This window comes from Mycobacterium sp. (assembly GCF_051006775.1).
Taxonomy (GTDB): domain Bacteria; phylum Actinomycetota; class Actinomycetes; order Mycobacteriales; family Mycobacteriaceae; genus Mycobacterium.
This window is the reverse complement of record NZ_JBPCSX010000117.1, coordinates 1-18,976: the sequence shown is the minus strand read 5'-3', so window position 1 is coordinate 18,976 and position 18,976 is coordinate 1. Positions and strand designations below refer to the sequence as shown.

General features: G+C 66.0%; 12 protein-coding genes and 1 pseudogene. 9 read left to right on the top strand and 4 right to left on the bottom strand.

Annotated features, from left to right (window positions below):
• Nucleotides 1-3: 3 nt before the first annotated feature.
• The 3 genes from ACR2JI_RS08660 to ACR2JI_RS08650 all read left to right on the top strand — a co-directional run bounded on the left by ACR2JI_RS08660 (nt 4) and on the right by ACR2JI_RS08650 (nt 5,154).
• Nucleotides 4-1,725 (top strand): amino acid permease, encoded by a 1,722-nt coding sequence (locus tag ACR2JI_RS08660; RefSeq protein ID WP_526389674.1) that lies wholly within the window; start codon nt 4-6, stop codon nt 1,723-1,725.
• Between the two features lie 148 nt (nt 1,726-1,873).
• Nucleotides 1,874-2,302 carry an MmpS family transport accessory protein gene (locus ACR2JI_RS08655; protein WP_526389673.1) on the top strand — a complete coding sequence of 143 codons (429 nt, stop codon included), beginning with the start codon at nt 1,874-1,876 and terminating at the stop codon, nt 2,300-2,302.
• On the top strand, nt 2,299-5,154 hold the full coding sequence (locus tag ACR2JI_RS08650) for an MMPL/RND family transporter (RefSeq protein ID WP_526389672.1): 2,856 nt from the start codon (nt 2,299-2,301) through the stop codon (nt 5,152-5,154). The genes ACR2JI_RS08655 and ACR2JI_RS08650 overlap by 4 nt, the downstream gene beginning before the upstream one ends.
• Here ACR2JI_RS08650 and ACR2JI_RS08645 read toward each other — a convergent pair.
• Nucleotides 5,141-6,610: an aminobutyraldehyde dehydrogenase gene (locus ACR2JI_RS08645; RefSeq protein WP_526389683.1), complete on the bottom strand. Its 1,470-nt coding sequence runs from the start codon at nt 6,608-6,610 to the stop codon at nt 5,141-5,143. The genes ACR2JI_RS08650 and ACR2JI_RS08645 overlap by 14 nt on opposite strands.
• A gap of 70 nt (nt 6,611-6,680) precedes the next feature.
• Here ACR2JI_RS08645 and ACR2JI_RS08640 point away from each other — a divergent pair, with 70 nt between their 5' ends.
• The 4 genes from ACR2JI_RS08640 to ACR2JI_RS08625 all read left to right on the top strand — a co-directional run bounded on the left by ACR2JI_RS08640 (nt 6,681) and on the right by ACR2JI_RS08625 (nt 10,890).
• On the top strand, nt 6,681-7,208 hold the full coding sequence (locus tag ACR2JI_RS08640) for an Lrp/AsnC family transcriptional regulator (RefSeq protein ID WP_526389671.1): 528 nt from the start codon (nt 6,681-6,683) through the stop codon (nt 7,206-7,208).
• Nucleotides 7,205-8,614 (top strand): aspartate aminotransferase family protein, encoded by a 1,410-nt coding sequence (locus ACR2JI_RS08635; RefSeq protein WP_526389670.1) that lies wholly within the window; start codon nt 7,205-7,207, stop codon nt 8,612-8,614. The genes ACR2JI_RS08640 and ACR2JI_RS08635 overlap by 4 nt, the downstream gene beginning before the upstream one ends.
• Nucleotides 8,615-9,619: an SMP-30/gluconolactonase/LRE family protein gene (locus ACR2JI_RS08630; protein WP_526389669.1), complete on the top strand. Its 1,005-nt coding sequence runs from the start codon at nt 8,615-8,617 to the stop codon at nt 9,617-9,619.
• A 74-nt stretch (nt 9,620-9,693) separates the two neighbouring features.
• Nucleotides 9,694-10,890, top strand: coding sequence for a D-alanyl-D-alanine carboxypeptidase family protein (locus ACR2JI_RS08625; RefSeq protein ID WP_526389668.1), 1,197 nt, complete (start codon nt 9,694-9,696; stop codon nt 10,888-10,890).
• Here the strand turns inward: ACR2JI_RS08625 and yhjD are convergent.
• Both yhjD and trpS read right to left on the bottom strand, forming a co-directional pair.
• A pseudogene (yhjD, locus tag ACR2JI_RS08620) lies at nt 10,850-11,626 on the bottom strand (inner membrane protein YhjD); the annotation flags it as partial. The gene ACR2JI_RS08625 and the pseudogene yhjD sit on opposite strands and share 41 nt — an antisense overlap.
• A 26-nt stretch (nt 11,627-11,652) precedes the next feature.
• On the bottom strand, nt 11,653-12,660 hold the full coding sequence (gene trpS / locus ACR2JI_RS08615) for a tryptophan--tRNA ligase (protein WP_526389667.1): 1,008 nt from the start codon (nt 12,658-12,660) through the stop codon (nt 11,653-11,655).
• 17 nt (nt 12,661-12,677) lie between these two features.
• On the opposite strand from trpS, the gene ACR2JI_RS08610 reads away from it, so the two are divergent.
• A complete protein-coding gene (locus tag ACR2JI_RS08610; RefSeq protein WP_526389666.1) occupies nt 12,678-13,724 on the top strand; it encodes an esterase/lipase family protein in 1,047 nt (348 codons plus the stop codon).
• Here the strand turns inward: ACR2JI_RS08610 and ACR2JI_RS08605 are convergent.
• Complete coding sequence (locus ACR2JI_RS08605; RefSeq protein WP_526389665.1) at nt 13,721-15,820, bottom strand: S15 peptidase family protein; 2,100 nt, start codon at nt 15,818-15,820, stop codon at nt 13,721-13,723. The two genes, ACR2JI_RS08610 and ACR2JI_RS08605, sit on opposite strands and share 4 nt — an antisense overlap.
• 128 nt (nt 15,821-15,948) lie before the next feature.
• On the opposite strand from ACR2JI_RS08605, the gene ACR2JI_RS08600 reads away from it, so the two are divergent.
• Nucleotides 15,949-18,660 (top strand): ATP-binding protein, encoded by a 2,712-nt coding sequence (locus ACR2JI_RS08600; protein WP_526389664.1) that lies wholly within the window; start codon nt 15,949-15,951, stop codon nt 18,658-18,660.
• Nucleotides 18,661-18,976: the final 316 nt, after the last annotated feature.

Genomic DNA, 18,976 nt, shown 5'->3' with positions numbered 1-18,976 from the left:
GCCATGAGCAAAGGCGAACTAACCGTCGAGCCACCGGCGGGGACCGTAGACAGCAAGGGCCTCAAGGGCGGCGCACTGGGGCTGGTTTCCAGCATCGTCGTCGGGATGGCCTCCACCGCCCCGGCCTACTCGCTGGCCGCCAGCCTCGGCCTGATCGTCGCCAGCGGCGGGGCACTGCTGGCCGGTGTCAAGGCGCCGGCCATCATCTTGATGGCCTTCATCCCGATGTACATGATCGCGGTGGCCTACCAGGAGCTGAACAAGGCAGAGCCGGACTGCGGCACCACCTTCACCTGGGCGTCGCGCGCCTTCGGCCCACTGGTCGGCTGGATGGGCGGCTGGGGCATCATCGCCGCCGACGTCATCGTGATGGCCAACCTGGCGCAGATCGCGGGGTCCTACTCGTTCACCTTCGTCGGCGGACTGGGCTGGACCGGCGCCGCCGAGTTGGCTGACAGCACGCTGTGGTCGACGGTGGCGGGCGTCATCTGGATCGTCGTGATGACCTACATCTGCTACCGCGGCATCGAGGTCTCGGCACGCCTGCAGTACGGCCTGCTGGGTATCGAACTCGTGGTTCTGCTCGCCTTCGCCATCGTGGCGCTGTTCAAGGTCTACACCGGCACCGCCGAGACCTACTCGATCCATCCGTCGATCGACTGGTTCTGGCCGGCCGGCCTGGACTTCTCCACCGTGATCGCCCCGGCCCTGCTGACGGCGCTGTTCATCTACTGGGGCTGGGACACCGCGGTGGCCTGCAACGAGGAGTCCGACGATCCCGGCACCACCCCGGGCCGCGCGGCGGTCATCTCGACCTTCCTGCTGCTGGCCACCTACGCATTGGTGTCGGTGGCCACGATCGCCTTCGCCGGCGTGGGCGACGAGGGGGTCGGCCTGGGCAATCAGGACAACGCCGACGACGTGTTCGCCGCGGTCGGCCACGATCTGTTCGGCGACAGCGTGCTGGGCAAGATCGCCCTGATGCTGCTGGCCGCCTCGATCCTGACCTCGGCCTCGGCGTCGACCCAGACCACGATCCTGCCGACGGCCCGCACCACGCTGTCGATGGGCGTCTACAAGGCGCTACCGGACTCGTTCGCCAAGATCCACCGCAAGTACCTGACGCCCACCACCTCGACCATTGCCATGGGTGCGGTGTCGATCCTGTTCTACCTGCTCTTCACGCTGGTCAGCCCCAACCTGCTGACCGCGCTGATCGGTTCGGTGGGCCTGATGATCGCCTTCTACTACGGGCTGACCGGCTTCGCCTGCGCGTGGTTCTACCGCAAGGACCTCACCAAGTCGGCGCGGGACTTCATGATGCGCGGCGTGGTCCCGTTGCTGGGCGCACTGATCCTCAGCGCTGTGTTCATCTACGGCCTGATTCAGTACGCTAAGCCGGACTGGCTGACCGACGACGACGGCAACAACGTGACGATCTTCGGTTACGGCGCGGTGGCCGTGGTCGGTATCGGCGCGCTCGCGTTGGGCGTGGTGATGATGTTCGTGTGGCGGGTCAGTGCGCCGTCCTACTTCCAGGGTCTGACCCTGCCGCGGCGCTCCAGTGCCGACCTGGTGCTGGTGCCGGCCCAAGGAGTGGAGCCCATGTTCGGACTGCCCGACTCCGGCGATATGCCGACGGTCATCGCACCGGACCTGTCCAACCTGCCGCCGGGTGAGACCGCGATCAACCCGGAGACCGGCGAGGAATTCACCAAGAACTGACCGTTCGCTGACGGTGACCAAGCCCACCCCTCCCGGTGTGCGGGCCGGGCATCTTTCAGTCTAGTTTGAAACTTGTGAGACATCGGGTGCCTCAGATCCGGCTGCGACCGAACGCCTTCGGCGGGACCGAGGAACCGGAGCGCCGCCGATGATCCGTGCACTGAAGCGGATCTGGATCCCGCTGTTGTTGGTGGTGGTGGCGGTCGTCGCCGGATTCACCGTGCATCGGTTGCGCGGGTACTTCGGCTCGGAGGGCATCATGGTGACACCGAAGGTCTTCGCCGACGACCCGGAGTCCTTCGATCCGAAGGTGGTCCGCTACGAGGTCTTCGGTAGCGCTGGTTCGGCCAACATCAACTACCTCGACCTCGACGCCAAGCCGCAACGTATCGACGCCGCCGCTCTGCCGTGGTCGCTGACACTGGAGACCAGCGCGCCCAGTGCCGCGCCCAATCTCATGGCCCAGGGCACCGGAACCTCGATCACCTGCCGTATCAGCGTCGACGGTGAGCTGAAGGATGAGAGGACGGCGACCGGGGTGGACGCGTTGACCTTCTGCTTCGTGAAATCCGCATGAGCACCTCGCACGGCGATCAGCGGTCGCTGGCCGCGCGGCTGATCCGCAAACTCGCCGTCCCGATCATCCTGGGCTGGCTGGCACTGATCGCCGTCCTCAACGTGACGGTGCCGCAGTTGGAGGTGGTCGGGCAGAACCAGGCGGTATCGATGAGCCCGGATGCCGCGCCGTCGATGATCGCGATGAAACGTATCGGCCGGGTCTTCGAGGAGGGCAACTCCGACAGCTCGGCGATGATCGTGCTGGAGGGCCAGCAACCGCTCGACGATGCGGCGCGCACCTTCTACGACGAGATGATCGCCAAGCTGGAGGCCGACTCCAAACACGTGGAGTCCGTCCAAGACTTCTGGGGTGACCCGCTGACTGCGGCGGGCGCCCAGAGCAATGACAAGAAAGCCGTCTACGTCCAGGTAAAGCTCGCCGGCAACCAGGGCGAAGCGCTGGCCAACGAGTCGGTGGCGGCGGTCAAGTCGACGATCAACAGTCTCACTCCCCCCGATGGCGTCAAGGTGTTCGTCACCGGGTCCGCGGCCATGGTCGCCGACCAGCAGGAGACCGGCGACTCGAGCCTGCGGGTCACCGAGATGGTGACGTTCGTCGTCATCATCTCGATGCTGCTGTGGTTCTACCGGTCGATCGGCACCGTGCTGCTGGTGCTGGCATCCGTGGTGATGTCGCTGGCGGCGGCCCGCGGCGTGGTGGCGTTTCTGGGCTACCACAACATCATTGGGCTCTCGACGTTCGCGACCAGCTTGCTGGTGATGCTGGCGATCGCCGCCGCGACGGACTACGCGATCTTCCTGATCGGCCGCTATCAGGAAGCACGTGGGACCGGCGAGGACCGCGAGGCCGCCTACTACACGATGTTCGAAGGTACCGCCCACGTGGTGCTGGGCTCCGGGTTCACTATCGCCGGCGCGACGTTCTGTCTGAGCTTCACCCGGCTGCCCTATTTCCAGACTCTCGGCGTCCCACTGGCGATCGGGATGACGGTGGTGACCCTGTGCGCGCTCACCCTCGGCAGCGCGATCGTGGTGGCGGCGAGCCGATTCGGGCTGCTGGAGCCCAAACGTACGATGCGGGTCCGCGGTTGGCGGAAGATCGGCGCCGCGGTGGTCCGCTGGCCCGGACCCATCCTGGTCGGGACGGTGGCACTGGCCCTCGTCGGGTTGTTGACGCTGCCGGGCTACCGCACCAGTTACAACGACCGCAATTACCTGCCTGCCGACACCCCCGCGAACGCGGGCTATGCCGCAGCAGACCGGCACTTCTCGCAGGCGCGGATGAACCCGGAAATGCTGATGGTCGAGAGTGATCATGACCTGCGCAACTCCGCTGACTTCCTGGTGATCAACAAGATCGCGAAGGCCATCTTCGCCGTCGAGGGCATCTCCCGGGTGCAGGCCATCACCCGCCCTGAGGGCACCCCGATCGAACACACCTCGATCCCGTTCATGATCAGCATGCAGGGCACCACCCAGAAACTCACCCAGAAGTACAACGAGGACCTGACGGCGAAGATGCTCCGGCAGGCCGACGACATGCAGACCACCATCGACCAGATGGTGCGGATGCAGAACCTGACCCAGCAGATGTCCGACGTCACCCACGGCATGGTCTTGCAGATGCGCGGCATGGTCGCCGACATCACCGATCTACGGGACAGCATCGCCGACTTCGACGACTTCTTCCGGCCGATCCGCAATTACTTCTACTGGGAACCACACTGCTACGACATCCCGGCCTGCGCCGCACTGCGTTCGGTGTTCGACACCATCGACGGCGTCGACACCATGACCGAAGCCATCCAGACCCTGCTGCCGCTGATGGAACGTCTCGACACACTCATGCCGCAACTGGTGGCGATGATGCCCGAGATGGTCGCGACCATGAAGAACATGAAGACCATGGTGCTGGGCATGTACTCCACGCAGAAGGGCATGCAGGAGCAGATGGCGGCCATGCAGCAGGACTCGGCCGCAATGGGCGAGGCCTTCGACGCATCCCGCAACGACGACTCGTTCTACCTGCCGCCGGAGGTGTTCGACAACCCCGACTTCAAGCGCGGCATGGAACAGTTCATCTCACCCAACGGGCACGCGGTGCGTTTCATCATCGCCCACGACGGTGATCCGCTGTCAACCGAAGGTATCGCCCGCATCGCAGCGATCAAGAAGGCGACCAAGGAGGCCATCAAGGGAACCCCACTGGAGGGTTCCACGGTGTACCTGGGTGGCACCGCGTCGATGTTCAAGGATCTGTCCGAGGGCAACACCTACGACCTCTTGATCGCCGGGATCGCGGCGCTGGCGTTGATTTTCGCGATCATGCTGATCATCACCCGCAGCGTGATAGCCGCCGCGGTCATCGTCGGCACAGTACTGCTCTCGCTGGGCGCCTCGTTCGGTCTCTCAGTGCTGATCTGGCAGCACATCCTTGCCGTCGAACTGAACTGGATGGTGCTGGCGATGGCCGTCATCATCCTGCTGGCGGTTGGCGCCGACTACAACCTGCTGCTGGTGGCCAGACTCAAAGAGGAGTTACCCGCCGGGATCAACACCGGCATCATCCGCGCGATGGGCGGCAGTGGATCGGTGGTGACGTCGGCCGGCCTGGTGTTCGCCGCCACCATGATGTCGTTCGGGATCAGCGAGTTGAAGGTGCTCGCCCAGGTGGGCACCACCATCGGGATGGGGTTGCTCTTCGACACCCTGGTGATCCGGGCATTCATGACGCCGGCCATCGCCGCCCTTCTCGGCCGGTGGTTCTGGTGGCCGCAGAATGTCCGGCCGCGGCCGGTCCCGGCACCCTGGCCCGCTGTCACAGCCGGTGATCCGGTCAGCGCTTCTTGAATATCGTTCGGTGCCAGCCTTTTTCGGCGACACCGGTGATATCGCTCATGACGTGCTTGATGGTCAGGTACTCCTCGAAGGAGTAGTCCGACATGTCCTTGCCGAACCCGGACGCCCCAAGTCCACCATGCGGCATCTCGCTGATGATCGGGATGTGGTCGTTGATCCACACACAACCCGCCTTGATCTCCCGGGACGCCCGCTGCGCGCGGTAGACGTCGCGGGTCCAGGCCGAGGCGGCCAGGCCGTAGTCGGTGTCGTTGGCCTGACGTAGTGCGTCGTCGTCGCCGGTGTGGCGGCGCACGGTGAGCACCGGGCCGAAGATCTCGTCGCGGTAGGCCTCGGAATCCTCGGCGACGTCGGCCAGCAGGGTGGGCAGGTAGTAGGCGCCGGGCAGGTCCGGTGCCTTGCCGCCGGTGACGACGCGGGCGCCCTGCGCCGGGGCGCGGTCGACCATAGCGGCCACCTTGGCGCGGTGGGCGAAGGTGATCAGCGGACCCATATCGGTGTCGGGATCCTGCGGGTCACCGACGACCACCTTGCCCATCAGTTCGGCCACCCCGGCCACGAAGTCGTCGTAGAGGTCGGCGGCGACGATGGCCCGGGTGGCAGCGGTGCAGTCCTGCCCGGAATTGATCAGCGCACCGGCGACCGCGCCCTGCACGGCGGCGTCGAGGTCGGCGTCGGCGAAGACCACGAACGGCGCCTTGCCGCCGAGTTCGAGCTGGGTGCGATGGCCGTGAACGGCGGCGGCAGCCATGACCTTGCGGCCCACCCCCGTTGATCCGGTGAACGTGACCACGTCGACGTCGCGGTGTCCGGCCAGCGCGGTGCCCACGTCAACCCCGGCGCCGGTGATCACGTTCAAAACGCCATCCGGCAGGCCGGCCTGCTTGGCCAGCCGGGCCAGCGTGAGTGTGGTCAGCGGGGTGATCTCGGCCGGCTTGATCACCACCGTGCAGCCGGCGGCCAGCGCCGGGATGACCTTCCACACGGCCATCTGCAGCGGGTAGTTCCACGGCGTGATGGTGGCCACCACACCGACCGCCTCCCGGCGGATCGACGAGGTGTGGTCGGCGGAGTACTCCGCGGTGGCCTTGCCCTCCAGGTGCCGGGCCGCCCCGGCGAAGAATGCGATGTTGTCGACACTGCCGGGCACGTCGAACTCGGTTGCCAGCCGCACCGGCTTGCCGGTCTGGCTGACCTCCTCGGCGATGATCTCATCGGCGTGGGCCTCGAGGAGTTCGGCCAGTGTGAACAGCACGGCCGACCGTTCAGCGGGCGTGGCCCCCGACCAGCCGGGCAGCGCCGACCTGGCGGCGGCCACCGCGACATCGACATCGCCCGGGGTAGCCAGGGCGAGTTCGGCGACGACGGAGCCGTTCGCGGGGTTGATGACCTGATGTCGGCTTCCGCCGGTGATAACCGCGGCGCCATCTATCCAACTACTCGCAATCACGGCCGAATTCTACGTAATCCGTCGCTTTTTTTGCGTAAAACAACGAATTCCGTGCACAATCGTCGATATGCACGATTCGCGGAATGATTCGCGTCTGCCGGCCGGCCGCTTTCCGATGCGCGCCGTCGGCTCCCGCCCGCCCGCACCCGGACCGCTGGACGAGATGTCGAAGTCGATCATCGAGAAACTCCAGCAGGACGGCCGCCGCTCGTACGCCGGGATCGGCAAGTCCGTCGGCCTTTCCGAGGCTGCCGTACGTCAGCGGGTGCAGCGCCTGACCGACTCCGGGGTGCTGCAGATTGTGGCCGTCACCGACCCGATGCAGATGGGTTTCACCCGTCAGGCGATGATCGGCATCCGCTGCCAGGGCGACACCACCAAGGTTGCCGAGCGGCTCTCACACGTGAGTTCGGTCGCCTACGTGGTCCTGACCGCAGGCACCTTCGACATCATCGCCGAAGTGGTCTGCGCCGATGACGAAGAACTCCTCGATCTGCTCAACACCGAAATCCGGGCGGTACCCGGGGTGGTCGCCACCGAGACGTTGGTGTACCTGAAACTCGTTAAACAACAATATAATTGGGGAACACGATGACAGCCACCGCCAGTCCGAACCTGACCGCCGAGCTCGGCGCCAAGGCAGACCGGTACCTGTGGGGCCACTTCGCCCGCCACGGCGCCGGAAACACCCCACCGATCATCACCCGCGGCGAAGGCATCCACATCTGGGACAGCAACGGCAAACGCTATATCGACGGCTTGTCCGGGCTGTTCGTCGTCCAGGTCGGCCACGGTCGGGAGGAGATCGCCGAGGCCCTCAAGAAGCAGGCCGAGACCCTCGAGTTCTTCCCGCTGTGGTCATATGCCACCGAACCGGCCATCGAGTTGGCCGCGCGGCTGGCCAATTACGCCCCCGGTGACCTCAACCGGGTGTTCTTCACCACCGGCGGCGGCGATGCCGTCGAGTCGGCGTGGAAGCTGGCCAAGCAGTACTTCAAGCTCACCGGACGCCCCGGCAAGTACAAGGTGATCTCGCGGGCGATCGCCTACCACGGCACCCCGCACGGCGCGCTGGCCATCACCGGCCTGCCGACCTTCAAGGCGCCGTTCGAGCCCGGCACCCCCGGCGGCTTCCGGGTGCCCAACACCAACTTCTACCGGGCACCCGAGGGCCACGACACCGACGAGAAGGAGTTCGGTCAGTGGGCGGCTAACCGGATCGCCGAGGCCATCGAGATGGAGGGCCCGGATTCGGTCGCCGCGGTGTTCCTCGAGCCGGTGCAAAACGCCGGCGGCTGCTTTCCGCCGCCGCCCGGATACTTCGAGCGGGTCCGGGAGATCTGCGACGAGTACGACGTGCTGCTGGTCTCCGATGAGACCATCTGCGCGTTCGGCCGCATCGGATCGATGTTCGCCTGCAACGACTTTGGCTATGTGCCCGACATCATCACCTGCGCCAAGGGACTGACATCGGGCTACGCTCCGCTCGGCGCGATGATCGCGTCGGACCGGCTGTTCGAGCCGTTCAACAACAGTGACCACATCTTCGCCCACGGCTACACCTGGGGCGGGCATCCCGTCGCCGCCGCCGCCGCTATGGCCAACCTCGACGTCTTCGAGCGGGAGGGCATCAACGATCACGTCAAGACCACCGCCCCGGCCTTCCGCGCAACCCTGGAGAAGCTGCTGGATCTGCCGATCGTCGGCGATGTCCGCGGCGAGGGGTTCTTCTACGGCATCGAACTGGTCAAGGACAAAGCCACCAAGGCCGTCCTGGACGACGAGGTCAGCGAGTGGCTGCTGCGCAGCTTCCTGTCCGTGGAGCTGTTCGAGGCCGGGTTGTACTGCCGGGCCGACGACCGTGGCGACTCGGTGGTCCAGCTGGCGCCGCCACTGATCAGCGACCAGGCGGTGTTCGACGAGATCGAGGCGATCCTGCGCCGGGTGTTCACCGCGGCCTGGGACCACCTGCAGACCCGCGGCAACGCGTGGGTGCACTAGATGTCGGCCGTCAGCGGTCCCAAGCCGCGCGTTGATCCGGTCCGGTGGCAGCCGCCGCCGGTGAAGCCGCTGCCGGAATTCGGCGCCGCCGACCTGACCGTCGTTCCGATGCCCGGTGACGCGCCGGAGGACATCGTCGTCGACGCCGACGGCGCGCTGTGGACCGGACTGGTCGACGGCCGCATCGTGCGGATCGACGGGAGCGGCCAGACGAGTGTGGTCGGACAGACCACCGGCCGGCCGCTCGGGATGACGGTGGCGCGCGATGGACGGCTGCTGATCTGCACCAGCCCGGGTGGACTGCTGGCGATGGACCGCCGCACCGGGGATATCGAGGTACTGGTGGATGCGGTGAACTTCCAGCCGCTGAACTTCTGCTCGAACGTCGTCGAATTGCCAGACGGCACAATCTATTTCACCCAGTCGACGGCGAAGTTCACCTACGCCAACTTCAAGGGCGCGATCATCGAGGCGCGCGGTGACGGCGGATTGTTCCGCCGTGATCCCGACGGCAGCGTGCACACCGTGCTGGACAACCTGTACTTCGCCAACGGACTCACCGCGACCCTCGACGGCAGCGCACTGGTATTCGCCGAGACTCAGGCCCGTCGGTTGAGCAAGGACTGGCTGACCGGACCGAAGGCCGGCACTGTGACACCACTGGCCGAGCACCTCTCCGCCATGCCGGACAACATCTCGACGGGGTCGACAGGGTTGATCTGGGTGGCCATGGTCAGCGAGGTCAACGCCGCCGCCGACGCTCTGGCGCCGCGCGCACCGTGGCTGCGCAAACTGGTGTGGGCTCTGCCGGACCGGTTCCAGCCGCAGATCGCCCCGGAGGTGTACGCGGTGGCGTTCGATCCTGACAGCGGCGCGGCAGTGGCCGGCCTGCGGATGAAGCGCCCGGATTTCGGTGTGGTCACCGGCCTGGTGGAGCACCAGGGACGGTTATGGATGAGCAGCATCGGCTTCCCGGCCGTCGCGTACTGCGCCGTCCCCCGCTGACGAAACAACAATAGTCACACCCGTCACAGCGAGGCTCCCCGGAATCGGGGCCCCGATCCCCTAGTCTGCGTCGAATGGGGACCTGGAAGCACGTGGCGCGGGCGGCTGCCCTGACGGCGGCGATCAGCCTCGTGGGCACCCCGGCCCTGGCCACCGCCGAGCCGCCGGACCCCAACAGCTGCCCCTATAAGGTGTCCACCCCGCCGGCCGTCGACTCCTCGGAGGTACCCACCGCCGGTGACCCACCGCAGCCGCTGCCCGTCCCGGTCAACGCGGTCGGCGGTGACGCGCTCGCGGGCTGCGGGGTGATCGTCGCGGCCGGAACCCCGCCGGTTCCCGCCGACATCTCCGCCGAGGCCTGGCTGGTCGCCGACCTCGACAGCGGCGACGTCATCGCCGCCCGCGATCCGCACGGCCGGCACCGCCCGGCCAGCATCATCAAAGTGCTCATCGCCATGGCGGCAATCAACGAGTTGCCGCTGAACAGGATCATCGAGGGAACCCAGGAGGACGCCAACGCCGAGGGCACCAAGGTCGGTGTCGACGTCGGCGGTCGCTACACCGTCAACGATCTGCTGCACGGGCTGCTGATGCATTCCGGCAACGACGCCGCGCACGCGCTCGCCATCGCGCTCGGCGGGTGGGACGTCGCGATGCAGAAGATCAACCTGCTGGCCAACAAGCTCGGCGGCCACGACACCCGGGCGGCCACCCCGTCGGGTCTGGACGGCCCCGGGATGAGCACCTCGGCCTACGACATGGGGCTGTTCTACCGGTACGCCTTCAACAATCCGATATTCGCCAACATCGTGGCCACCCGCACCTATAACTTCCCGGGTCACGGAGACTCCCCGGGCTATGAGTTGGAGAACGACAACAAGCTGCTGCTTAACTACCCCGGCGCGATGGGCGGAAAGACCGGATTCACCGACGATGCCCAGCAGACATTCGTCGGTGCGGCCAACCATGACGGCCGCCGGCTGGTCTCGGTGCTGCTGCGCGGCTCGCGTGAGCCGATCGCGCCCTGGGAGCAGTCCGCGCGCCTGCTCGACTACGGATTCGCCACCGCCGCGGACACCAGAATCGGAACGCTGATCGATCCGGATCCGTCGCTCATCCCGGCCAAACCGGACACCAGCGTCAAGGCCGCGCCGGTGCTGTCCGCCGATGCATTGCCGGTGCGGGTGGGCGTGGCGGTGATCGGCACCGTGGTGATCTTCAGCCTGATGATGGCGGCACGCTCGCTGAATCAGCGGGTACGGGTTCGGTAGCGGCCCAGGCCGCTGCGAACAGCACCAGCCGCGCCGTCATGTACGCGAACACCATCAGGCCCAGAACCGGACCGAAGGCCGTACCGGCCGGACCGTGCATCACCACACGCAGATAGATCGACGCGCCCTGCTTGAAGATCTCGAAGCCGACCGCGGCCAGCAACCCGGCCCGGGCGCACCGGCGTAGTGGCGCCGGATCATGCGGGAGCCTGGCGATCATCACGGTGAACAGCAACCACGCCACCAGAACCGAAATCACCAGCGATCCCACCCGCAGCAGGCCGGCCAACTGCAGTGCCGAACTCGCCATCGCACTGAGACCGATGGTCAGCAGGCTGGCGACGAATGCGGCTGCCAGAGCGCGGATGTCGGAGAATTTGGTGTTGAGGAAGCCCGGCGGCGGGAAGTCCTGTCCCCACATCTGGCTCAGTGCCGCGCGCAACCGCTGCATCCAGAGCAACCCGACGTAGATCGCCGTGCCCAAGCCGATGACACCCACCGACGTCCGGGAGTCGATGGCCGAATCCATCAGGGTGATTATCTGTTCGCCGAAGTCCCCCGGCACCGCCGACTTCACCCGGGCGTCGATCTCGGACAGCAGTTGCGGACGGCCGGCCAACACGAAACCGACGACGGCGAAGCCCACCATCAACAACGGGAACATTGCGAAGATCGTGAAATACGTGATGCCGGCGGCGTAGATGTCACCGTTGGCACTCTCGTACCGGCGCTGGGCACCGGCGGCGCGTCGCCATGCTCCTTTCAGCAGGGCAGGAACCCCAGTCGCTCATAGACGCGGGCGAGCGTCGAACCGGCCACCTCGCGGGCGCGCTGCGCACCGGCGGCGAGGATCGCCTGCAACTCGGCCGGGTCGGCGAGCAACTCGTCCACCCGGGCCTTGACCGGGGTGACATAGGCGACAACGGCATCGGCGGTGTCGGACTTCAGGTCGCCGTACCCGCGGCCCGCATAGCCCGCCACCAGTTCGTCGACCGGGGTGCCGGCCACCGCTGATTGGATGGACAACAGGTTGGAGACCCCGGGCTTGCTCTCCGGATCGAAGCGGATCTCACGCTCACTGTCTGTCACCGCCGAGCGGATCTTCTTGGCGGAGACCGATGGATCGTCGAGCAGGTTGATCAGACCGGCCTCGGTGGCGGCGGATTTACTCATCTTCGCCGTCGGATCCGCCAGGTCGTAGATCTTGGCGGTCTCTTTGGCGATCATCACCTCCGGAACCACGAAGGTATCCGGGAACCGGGCGTTGAACCGCTGCGCGACGTCGCGGACCAGTTCCAGGTGCTGACGCTGATCCTCACCGACCGGGACCACGTTTGTGTCGTAGAGCAATACGTCGGCGGCCTGCAGCACCGGATAGGTGAACAGGCCCACCGTCGTAGAATCAGCACCCTGCTTCTGTGACTTGTCCTTGAACTGGGTCATCCTCGACACCTGGCCGAAACCGGTGAAACAACCGAGCACCCAGGACAATTCAGCATGGGCGGGCACCTGGCTCTGCACGAAGATGGTCGAGCGGGCCGGGTCGATTCCCAGCGCCAGATATTGCGCGGCGGTCACCAGGGTGCGCCGACGCAGCACCGCCGGGTCCTGCGGCACGGTGATCGCGTGCAAGTCGACAACGCAGAAGAAGGTCTCGTAATCGTCCTGCAGCCCGACCCACTGGCTGACCGCGCCGAGGGCGTTGCCCAGATGCAGGGAATCCGACGTGGGCTGCACACCGGAGAAAACAACACGGGATTGCTGGCTCATGATGGGACAATCCTGTCATGCGGAAATTCTTTGCGGTGATCGCTGCGGCGTTGACGGCCGCGGGCACGTTGACCAGCTGTTCCGGTGGCTCCGGTGCGGGCGAGAAACGGCCGTCCGGCGCGGCGGTGGTGGTGGTCTCCGGAGGAGATGCCGTCAGCCCGTTCACCACCAACGATCAGGCCTGCGCCACCGGCCTGGCGGCAGGCAACACCGACACCGCGATCCGCGAGTTCCTGGTGGACAAGAAGTACACCGTGTACACCTCCCCGGCCATGAACGGCCGCGGTCAGGTGGTGGATCAGCAGGGCTTCGGCGCGTTCGGGGTGTGCCCGGTGACGCTGCCGGAGAACATGACGGTGAACTCCACCGGCAGCATCGACGCCGCCGGTGAGCACCTGGCCAGGTTCATCAACTGGCTGCACACCGACAAGGGTGTCACCGAGGTGGATCTCGTCGCCCACTCGATGGGCGGCCTTTACTCGCGTGCCGCCATCCGGGTGCTGGCCAGCACCAGCGCGCCGATCAAGGTGCGCACGCTGACCACGATCGGAACGCCGTGGCAGGGCAGTTTCCTCTCCGACTACTCCAATGACCTCATCCCGATGACCGACTGCGGAGGTGACAAACTCTGCGAGGGCGCGATGAGGGACTTCAGGGCCCGCACCCTGCAACTGATGTCGGGCTCCGGCCGGGAAGTCAACAAGGCGTTCCTGATGGGCTCAAACGGGTGGAACCAGTTCCAATCCGGCGTGCTCGACAGGATTCCGGTGACGCTGATCGCCGGCAGTAAGTTCACCCTGCCCGGGCCGGGCAACCCCGCGGTGTGGCCCAACGATGGGATCGTCGCTCTGGAGAGCGCTCTGGCCGCCGGCATCAACGATCCGGTACTGCCGCACCGGCGCTGCTTCAGCTTCGACGACACCCACAGCATCTTCGTGTCCGATCAGGCCAAGCTCGATTGGAAGACCGCGCTCACCTGGGACCCGCAGGTGTTCGACGTCGTCAACACGGCGATCCAGGCCGGCCCGATGGCGATTGACAGCCCGAACCGGGAAGGCTGCTAGAACGCTCGTAGCGGAAGGTCCAGTTGCGGGTTCCAGATGTTGATCACGCCGAATGACGAGTTCTCATACAGGGTGGCCGAACTGGTGATCTGCAGGGTCAGCGAGTCACCGGTCTCGACGGTGTAGGCGATGTCATACATCGGAACCGACACTGTGCGCGTCTGACCATCGAGCGTCACAGGCACCGGCGACACCTGGTTACCGACGACACGGCCGGTCGCCGTATCGACGAGTTGGGCGAACACAGCCCGACTGGTGCCCAGACCGCTGTAGGTGAAGCTCACTTGCGGGGCGCCGACGATCTGACTCCCGACCTCCGGAGTCGCGGCGACATTGATGGCGTTATCGGCCTTGGTCGCGGCAATCCAACTCAGGGGCCAGGCTACGCCGGGCAGCGGTCCCGATCCCCCGATGTAGGGAACGATGCCCAAGGTGCCGCCGGCACCGGAAACGGTGTAGGGCTCAGGCTGATTGAACCCGTCTTGGAACGGCAGCAGGCTCGAGGCGTAGTAGTCGCCCCTCTGGTCGAACCACTGGAATGCCGGGATCTCGTCCGCGGGTCGCCCGTTTCCGGCGACATACTGATTCATCCAGGCGACCAGGTCGGCTGCGATCACTGCCTCCTGGCCGGGATTCACCGGATCCAGACACGTCCCATGGCCACCGCAGAACCACGTCATCTTCACCGGTGCACCCGACCCGTTGGACATGATGGCTTCAGCATTCGCCACCGCCTGGCTCAGCGGCACCAGCGTATCGACGGTGCCTTGCACCAGCAGCGTCGGAATCCGCAACACGTTGAGCAACGCAGTCGACCCACTGCTACCCAGAAACGCCTGGGACGTCTCGCTGATCCAGCCGAACAGGTCACCCGTCAAAACCGCTTTGTATAACTGGCTGTTGACCCGAGCTCCTTCTTGTACCAGCAGCAACGTCAAAATCGTGGGCCAAGCGACCTCGAAGGTGTCGTAGGGGTACAGCGCGGAGTTCAGGGAATTCCATGCGATCAGGGGAACGATGGCATCGACGCGGGGATCGGTTGCGGCAGTGACCAACTGGATCGCGCCACCATAGGAACCGCCGACCATCCCGATCCTCGGATCGCCGTTCTCGACCGCGGTCGGGGTGGAAGCGGTGGCCCAGGTGATGATCGCCGATGCATCGCGGGCCTCGTAGTTGGGATTGTCCATCTGCAGCACGCCACCGGAGGCGAACTCGCCGCGCGGATCCCAGGTGATCATGTTGTAGCCGATCGGAGTCAGCAATCCGATGTTCGCGGGCCCGGAGGGAGTCGTCGCGCCCGGCCCCCCAAGGCCCGGGCCTTCCAGCACCGTTGGCGCCACCTCCCCCGCTGCCAAATCCGTCGCCGGAAAGAAGTTGGTACTGATCAAGGTGCCGTCGAACGAGGTGACCTTGTAGGTGAACGCCAGTGGGGTGTCTGCCGGGGCGCTGGCCGCGACGTCGATCTCGATCGCCGCCAAAACCGAAGCACCGATGATGGGGGCCAGCAGGTCGCTGATCATCGGCAACTGCTGAAGCAGGTTGATCACCGGGCCGGCCACCGCGCCGATCACCGGAAGGCCGACGAGGAATTGATCGACCGGTGTGACCTCGCTGACCCTCACCTGAAAGGTCTCCACACCCTTCACGCCGCCATCCAGCCAGGTTGCGTAGGGCAGCGCGGTGTAGCTCTGCGGATCGGTTGCCACCGCCCCCAGAGTCAGCTTGCCGCCATTGTCGCCGCCCGACGACGAATAGGTCATCGGAAGGTTTCGCGAATTCGAGGCCTGCAACGTGCCCCGGAACATGCCACCGACAAACTCCACCGTCGGGTTGACGGTGATGCCGTTGCCGGTGGTCGCAAGCGATGTGACTGCCCGTACTGCTTGTCGCTTCGCTCTCGGACTTACTGCGACCCGGTTAGGTTGAGCGGTTCGCTGCAGCTGAGGTGACCTTCGATGCGAACCGGGATCCGGAGAACCGGCCGTGTCAGCCTGGGTGTCGGCCAGTGCCAGCCCGGCACCGGCGGACACCGCGAGCCCGAGCCCGAGGCCGAAGCCGAGGCCGATTCCCCCGAGGTACCGCGCAGTTTTCACGCGACAATAGTAAATGTAATCGCGCGCGACGTGGTCCCAATGCGGATCGGAGACGCCGATCACCCCGCTGACGAAGTCGGCGAACCGGAATAGATGCCGACCGCGGGCGACCCGGCCATACTCATGCCATGCCGGCACGCACAGGACTCGTGGGCCGTCGCGACGAATTGGCCAGGCTCGCTCTGCTGTTTCGCGAGGACACCGATCGGGCCGTGGTGGTCCAGGGCGAATCCGGTGTCGGTAAGACCACCTTGATCGAGCAGGTGTGTGCACAGGCGACGGCCGAGGGTTGGAGGGTCGTGCGTGTCCTGGGCGTGGAGGCTGAGGAACCCTTCGCGTTGGGTGGGCTCAACCAGCTGGCGTTCGGCCTCGTCGATTTCACCCCCGGTTTGACAGAGCAGGATGCGGCGGTGCTGGCCCCGGTTTTCGGCGGCGATTCGGACACCACACCGTCGGTGCTGTCCTTGACAGGGGCGGTGTTGAACCTGCTGGGGTTAGCTGCGCAGACCACGCCGGTGCTGCTCGTCGTTGACGATGTGCAGTGGCTCGACGGCATCAGCGCGGAAGTGCTGGGCGCGGTCGGACGGCGGCTGACCGACCCACGGGTGCGGATTCTGGTCGGTCGGCGGGTTCCGGAGCAATCGGTGTTCACCAATTCCGGATGGAGCGAGTTGGAGGTGGCCCCGCTGAAGCCGCCGGATGCCGAGCAACTGCTGGAGCGTGTCGCGGGGTCGCTGCCGGCGACGACCAGGACTGCGATCCTGACAGCGGCGGCGGGAAATCCCCTGGCACTGACCGAATTGCCGCGATTCGCCGATCGAATCGACTGGGGCGTCGCCGCCATACCGCTCACCGAACGCTTGGTGGGGGTGTTCGGCGGACGGCTGGAACAGCTGCACCCCGACGTGCGCGCCGAGCTGCTGCGGGCGTCGCTGGATGGCATCGCCAACGGAAGGACCCAGTCCGGGACCCGGGCCCGCTATGTGATGAACAATGCCGAGCCCGCGATCGAGGCGGGTCTACTGATCACCGACCCGCTGGGGGAGATCGTCTTTCGCCACCCGTTGGTGCCCGCCGCGATCGTTCACCGGGCCAGCCCACAGGAGCGCCGCGGCGCCCACCGAGATCTCGCCGAGTTGTACGGGGACGTACTGGTTCGCCGCGCCTCCCATCTGGCCGCGTCGGCTACCGAACCCGACCAGGATGTCGCCGACCTACTCGGTCAGGCCGCGCAGCTGTCGCTTCGCCGCGGCGGACTGCCCGCCGCCATCGAGTGGCTGAGACGGGCCGCGGAGTTGAGCACCTCAACCGACCGGCGCAGCGCGTTTCTGGCTGAGGCGGTATTCGCCGCCACCCGGGCCGGTCGAATCAGCGAGGCCAGGGAACTTCTCGGCAATGCCGAACCTGACACGACGGAATGGGCGCTGGAGGTCCTCACCGACTGCTACCGGGCGATTTACGCCGACGGCGAGGTGATCTCGACCCACCGGCGGTTACTGGACGTCCTGACGGGGGCCGACGCCATCGGCACGATGACCCTGAACCGGCTCGTCAACCTCCTGTTCTTCGTCACCGGCTGTGCCGACGACGAACGGCTGCGGGATCTGACCAATGCCGCCGTGCACCCCCTGCTTTCGCGGTTGGCGCCGTTGGTGCTGCTGTACCGAACCGACGTCGAGGACATCCTCGGCTCCGCGAAGACCATGCGCGCGAACCTCGATGGCTACGTCGGGGTGCTGTCTCAACTGCCGTCGCGGTGGGTGTTGATGATGTCCTACCCGGCGTACTGCATCGACTTCATGGCCGGGTTCCGGGCTCCGCTTCGCGAGGCCTTCAGCCGGCTCAGCGAGCACGGCGCGTCCATCGACGCCGTCCAGGCCGGGCGGGTGGTGCTGCTTGACCTGATCGCCACGGGCGATTGGGACAACGCCGACGAGGTCGGCGCGAGATGTCTTGAGATGGCGAGCCAGGTCAACGGCAGTCAACTGGTCCGTCAGACGTTGCTCGCAGACCTCGGAGTGCTTGCTGCGTCGCGGGGCGAAGCGCGGACCGCACGCGAATATGCCGCAGAAGTGACCGCCTGGTCGGCGCCGCGCGGTCTGCGTAATCTGCTCAGCCTCGCTGACCGTGTCGCGGTACGGGTCGCCCTCGCCGAGGCGGACTATGAGACGGCCTACCAGTCGATGATCAGGATCGGCCGGCCGGGACAGTTTCCCCGTCACGACTTCCCGGTGGGCGATGCGATCCTGGATTTCGTCGAGTCCGCGGTCCGGACCGGACGAATGGCCGAAGCCCGCGAGCATGTCGCGGAGGCCGTACGCCTAAAGCTGGCCGAAGTGTCCCCCCGGGTGGCGGCTCTGATCGCTGCAGCGTCAGCGCTGACAGCTTCCGGTTCCGAGGCTGATGAGCTCTACCGATCAGCACTCGCCCACCCCGGTCTCGCCGAGCATCCCTTTGAGCACGCGAGAATTACTCTGGCGCAAGGGATGTGGCTGAGGAGAAAGCTTCGCCATAGTGCAGCGCGCGACTCGCTGGTGCAGGCCCTCGATACCTTCGATCGGCTCGGCGCACGTCCGTGGGCTGATCGCGCGCGTGCCGAATTGGCAGCTGCAGGCGCGGCGGCCGCCGACCCCCGATCTGATGGCGCCGTACTCAGCCCGCAGGAGCGCCGGGTCGCCGAACTGGCCGCAGCTGGGCAAAGTTCCAAACAGATCGCGGCGCAGCTGAGCATCTCATCACGAACCGTTGATGCCCACCTGTCCGGCATCTTCCGCAAGTTGGGCGTCAACAGGCGGGCCCGACTCGGGGCCGCCCTGCAGAATCTCGACACATCAACCTAGCCCGCGAATTACCTAATGGCCATGGTTGGCATTACTTAACGCTGCCCGTGTATCTACCGGGATTGACCTGAGGCGTTCGATGCGTCAGCGTGAGCATTGCCTTCGCTAGGTCCCCGGGAGCAATTAGCCAGATCGCGTCACAGCATTGGAGCGCACCACGCCATGATCCTCACCCTCGATCTCACCTCAGTGAAAAATATCGGCCGTATCGGGGCCCTGGCCGTGGCTCTGGGTATCGGCGGAGCGGTGTCACTCGCCCCCTGCGTGGCGCGGGCCGACGACTCCCCGTCGGCCTCCTCGGAGTCGCCTTCGGCCA

Excerpts from the sequence above, each read along its gene's own strand:
- ACR2JI_RS08610 (WP_526389666.1), top strand. The coding sequence starts at position 12,678 with ATGCGGAAATTCTTTGCGGTGATCGCTGCGGCGTTGACGGCCGCGGGC.
- ACR2JI_RS08635 (WP_526389670.1), top strand. The coding sequence starts at position 7,205 with ATGACAGCCACCGCCAGTCCGAACCTGACCGCCGAGCTCGGCGCCAAG.
- ACR2JI_RS08640 (WP_526389671.1), top strand. The coding sequence starts at position 6,681 with ATGCACGATTCGCGGAATGATTCGCGTCTGCCGGCCGGCCGCTTTCCG.
- ACR2JI_RS08630 (WP_526389669.1), top strand. The coding sequence starts at position 8,615 with ATGTCGGCCGTCAGCGGTCCCAAGCCGCGCGTTGATCCGGTCCGGTGG.
- ACR2JI_RS08650 (WP_526389672.1), top strand. The coding sequence starts at position 2,299 with ATGAGCACCTCGCACGGCGATCAGCGGTCGCTGGCCGCGCGGCTGATC.
- ACR2JI_RS08625 (WP_526389668.1), top strand. The coding sequence starts at position 9,694 with ATGGGGACCTGGAAGCACGTGGCGCGGGCGGCTGCCCTGACGGCGGCG.
- ACR2JI_RS08660 (WP_526389674.1), top strand. The coding sequence starts at position 4 with ATGAGCAAAGGCGAACTAACCGTCGAGCCACCGGCGGGGACCGTAGAC.
- ACR2JI_RS08655 (WP_526389673.1), top strand. The coding sequence starts at position 1,874 with ATGATCCGTGCACTGAAGCGGATCTGGATCCCGCTGTTGTTGGTGGTG.
- trpS (WP_526389667.1), bottom strand. The coding sequence starts at position 12,660 with ATGAGCCAGCAATCCCGTGTTGTTTTCTCCGGTGTGCAGCCCACGTCG.
- ACR2JI_RS08600 (WP_526389664.1), top strand. The coding sequence starts at position 15,949 with ATGCCGGCACGCACAGGACTCGTGGGCCGTCGCGACGAATTGGCCAGG.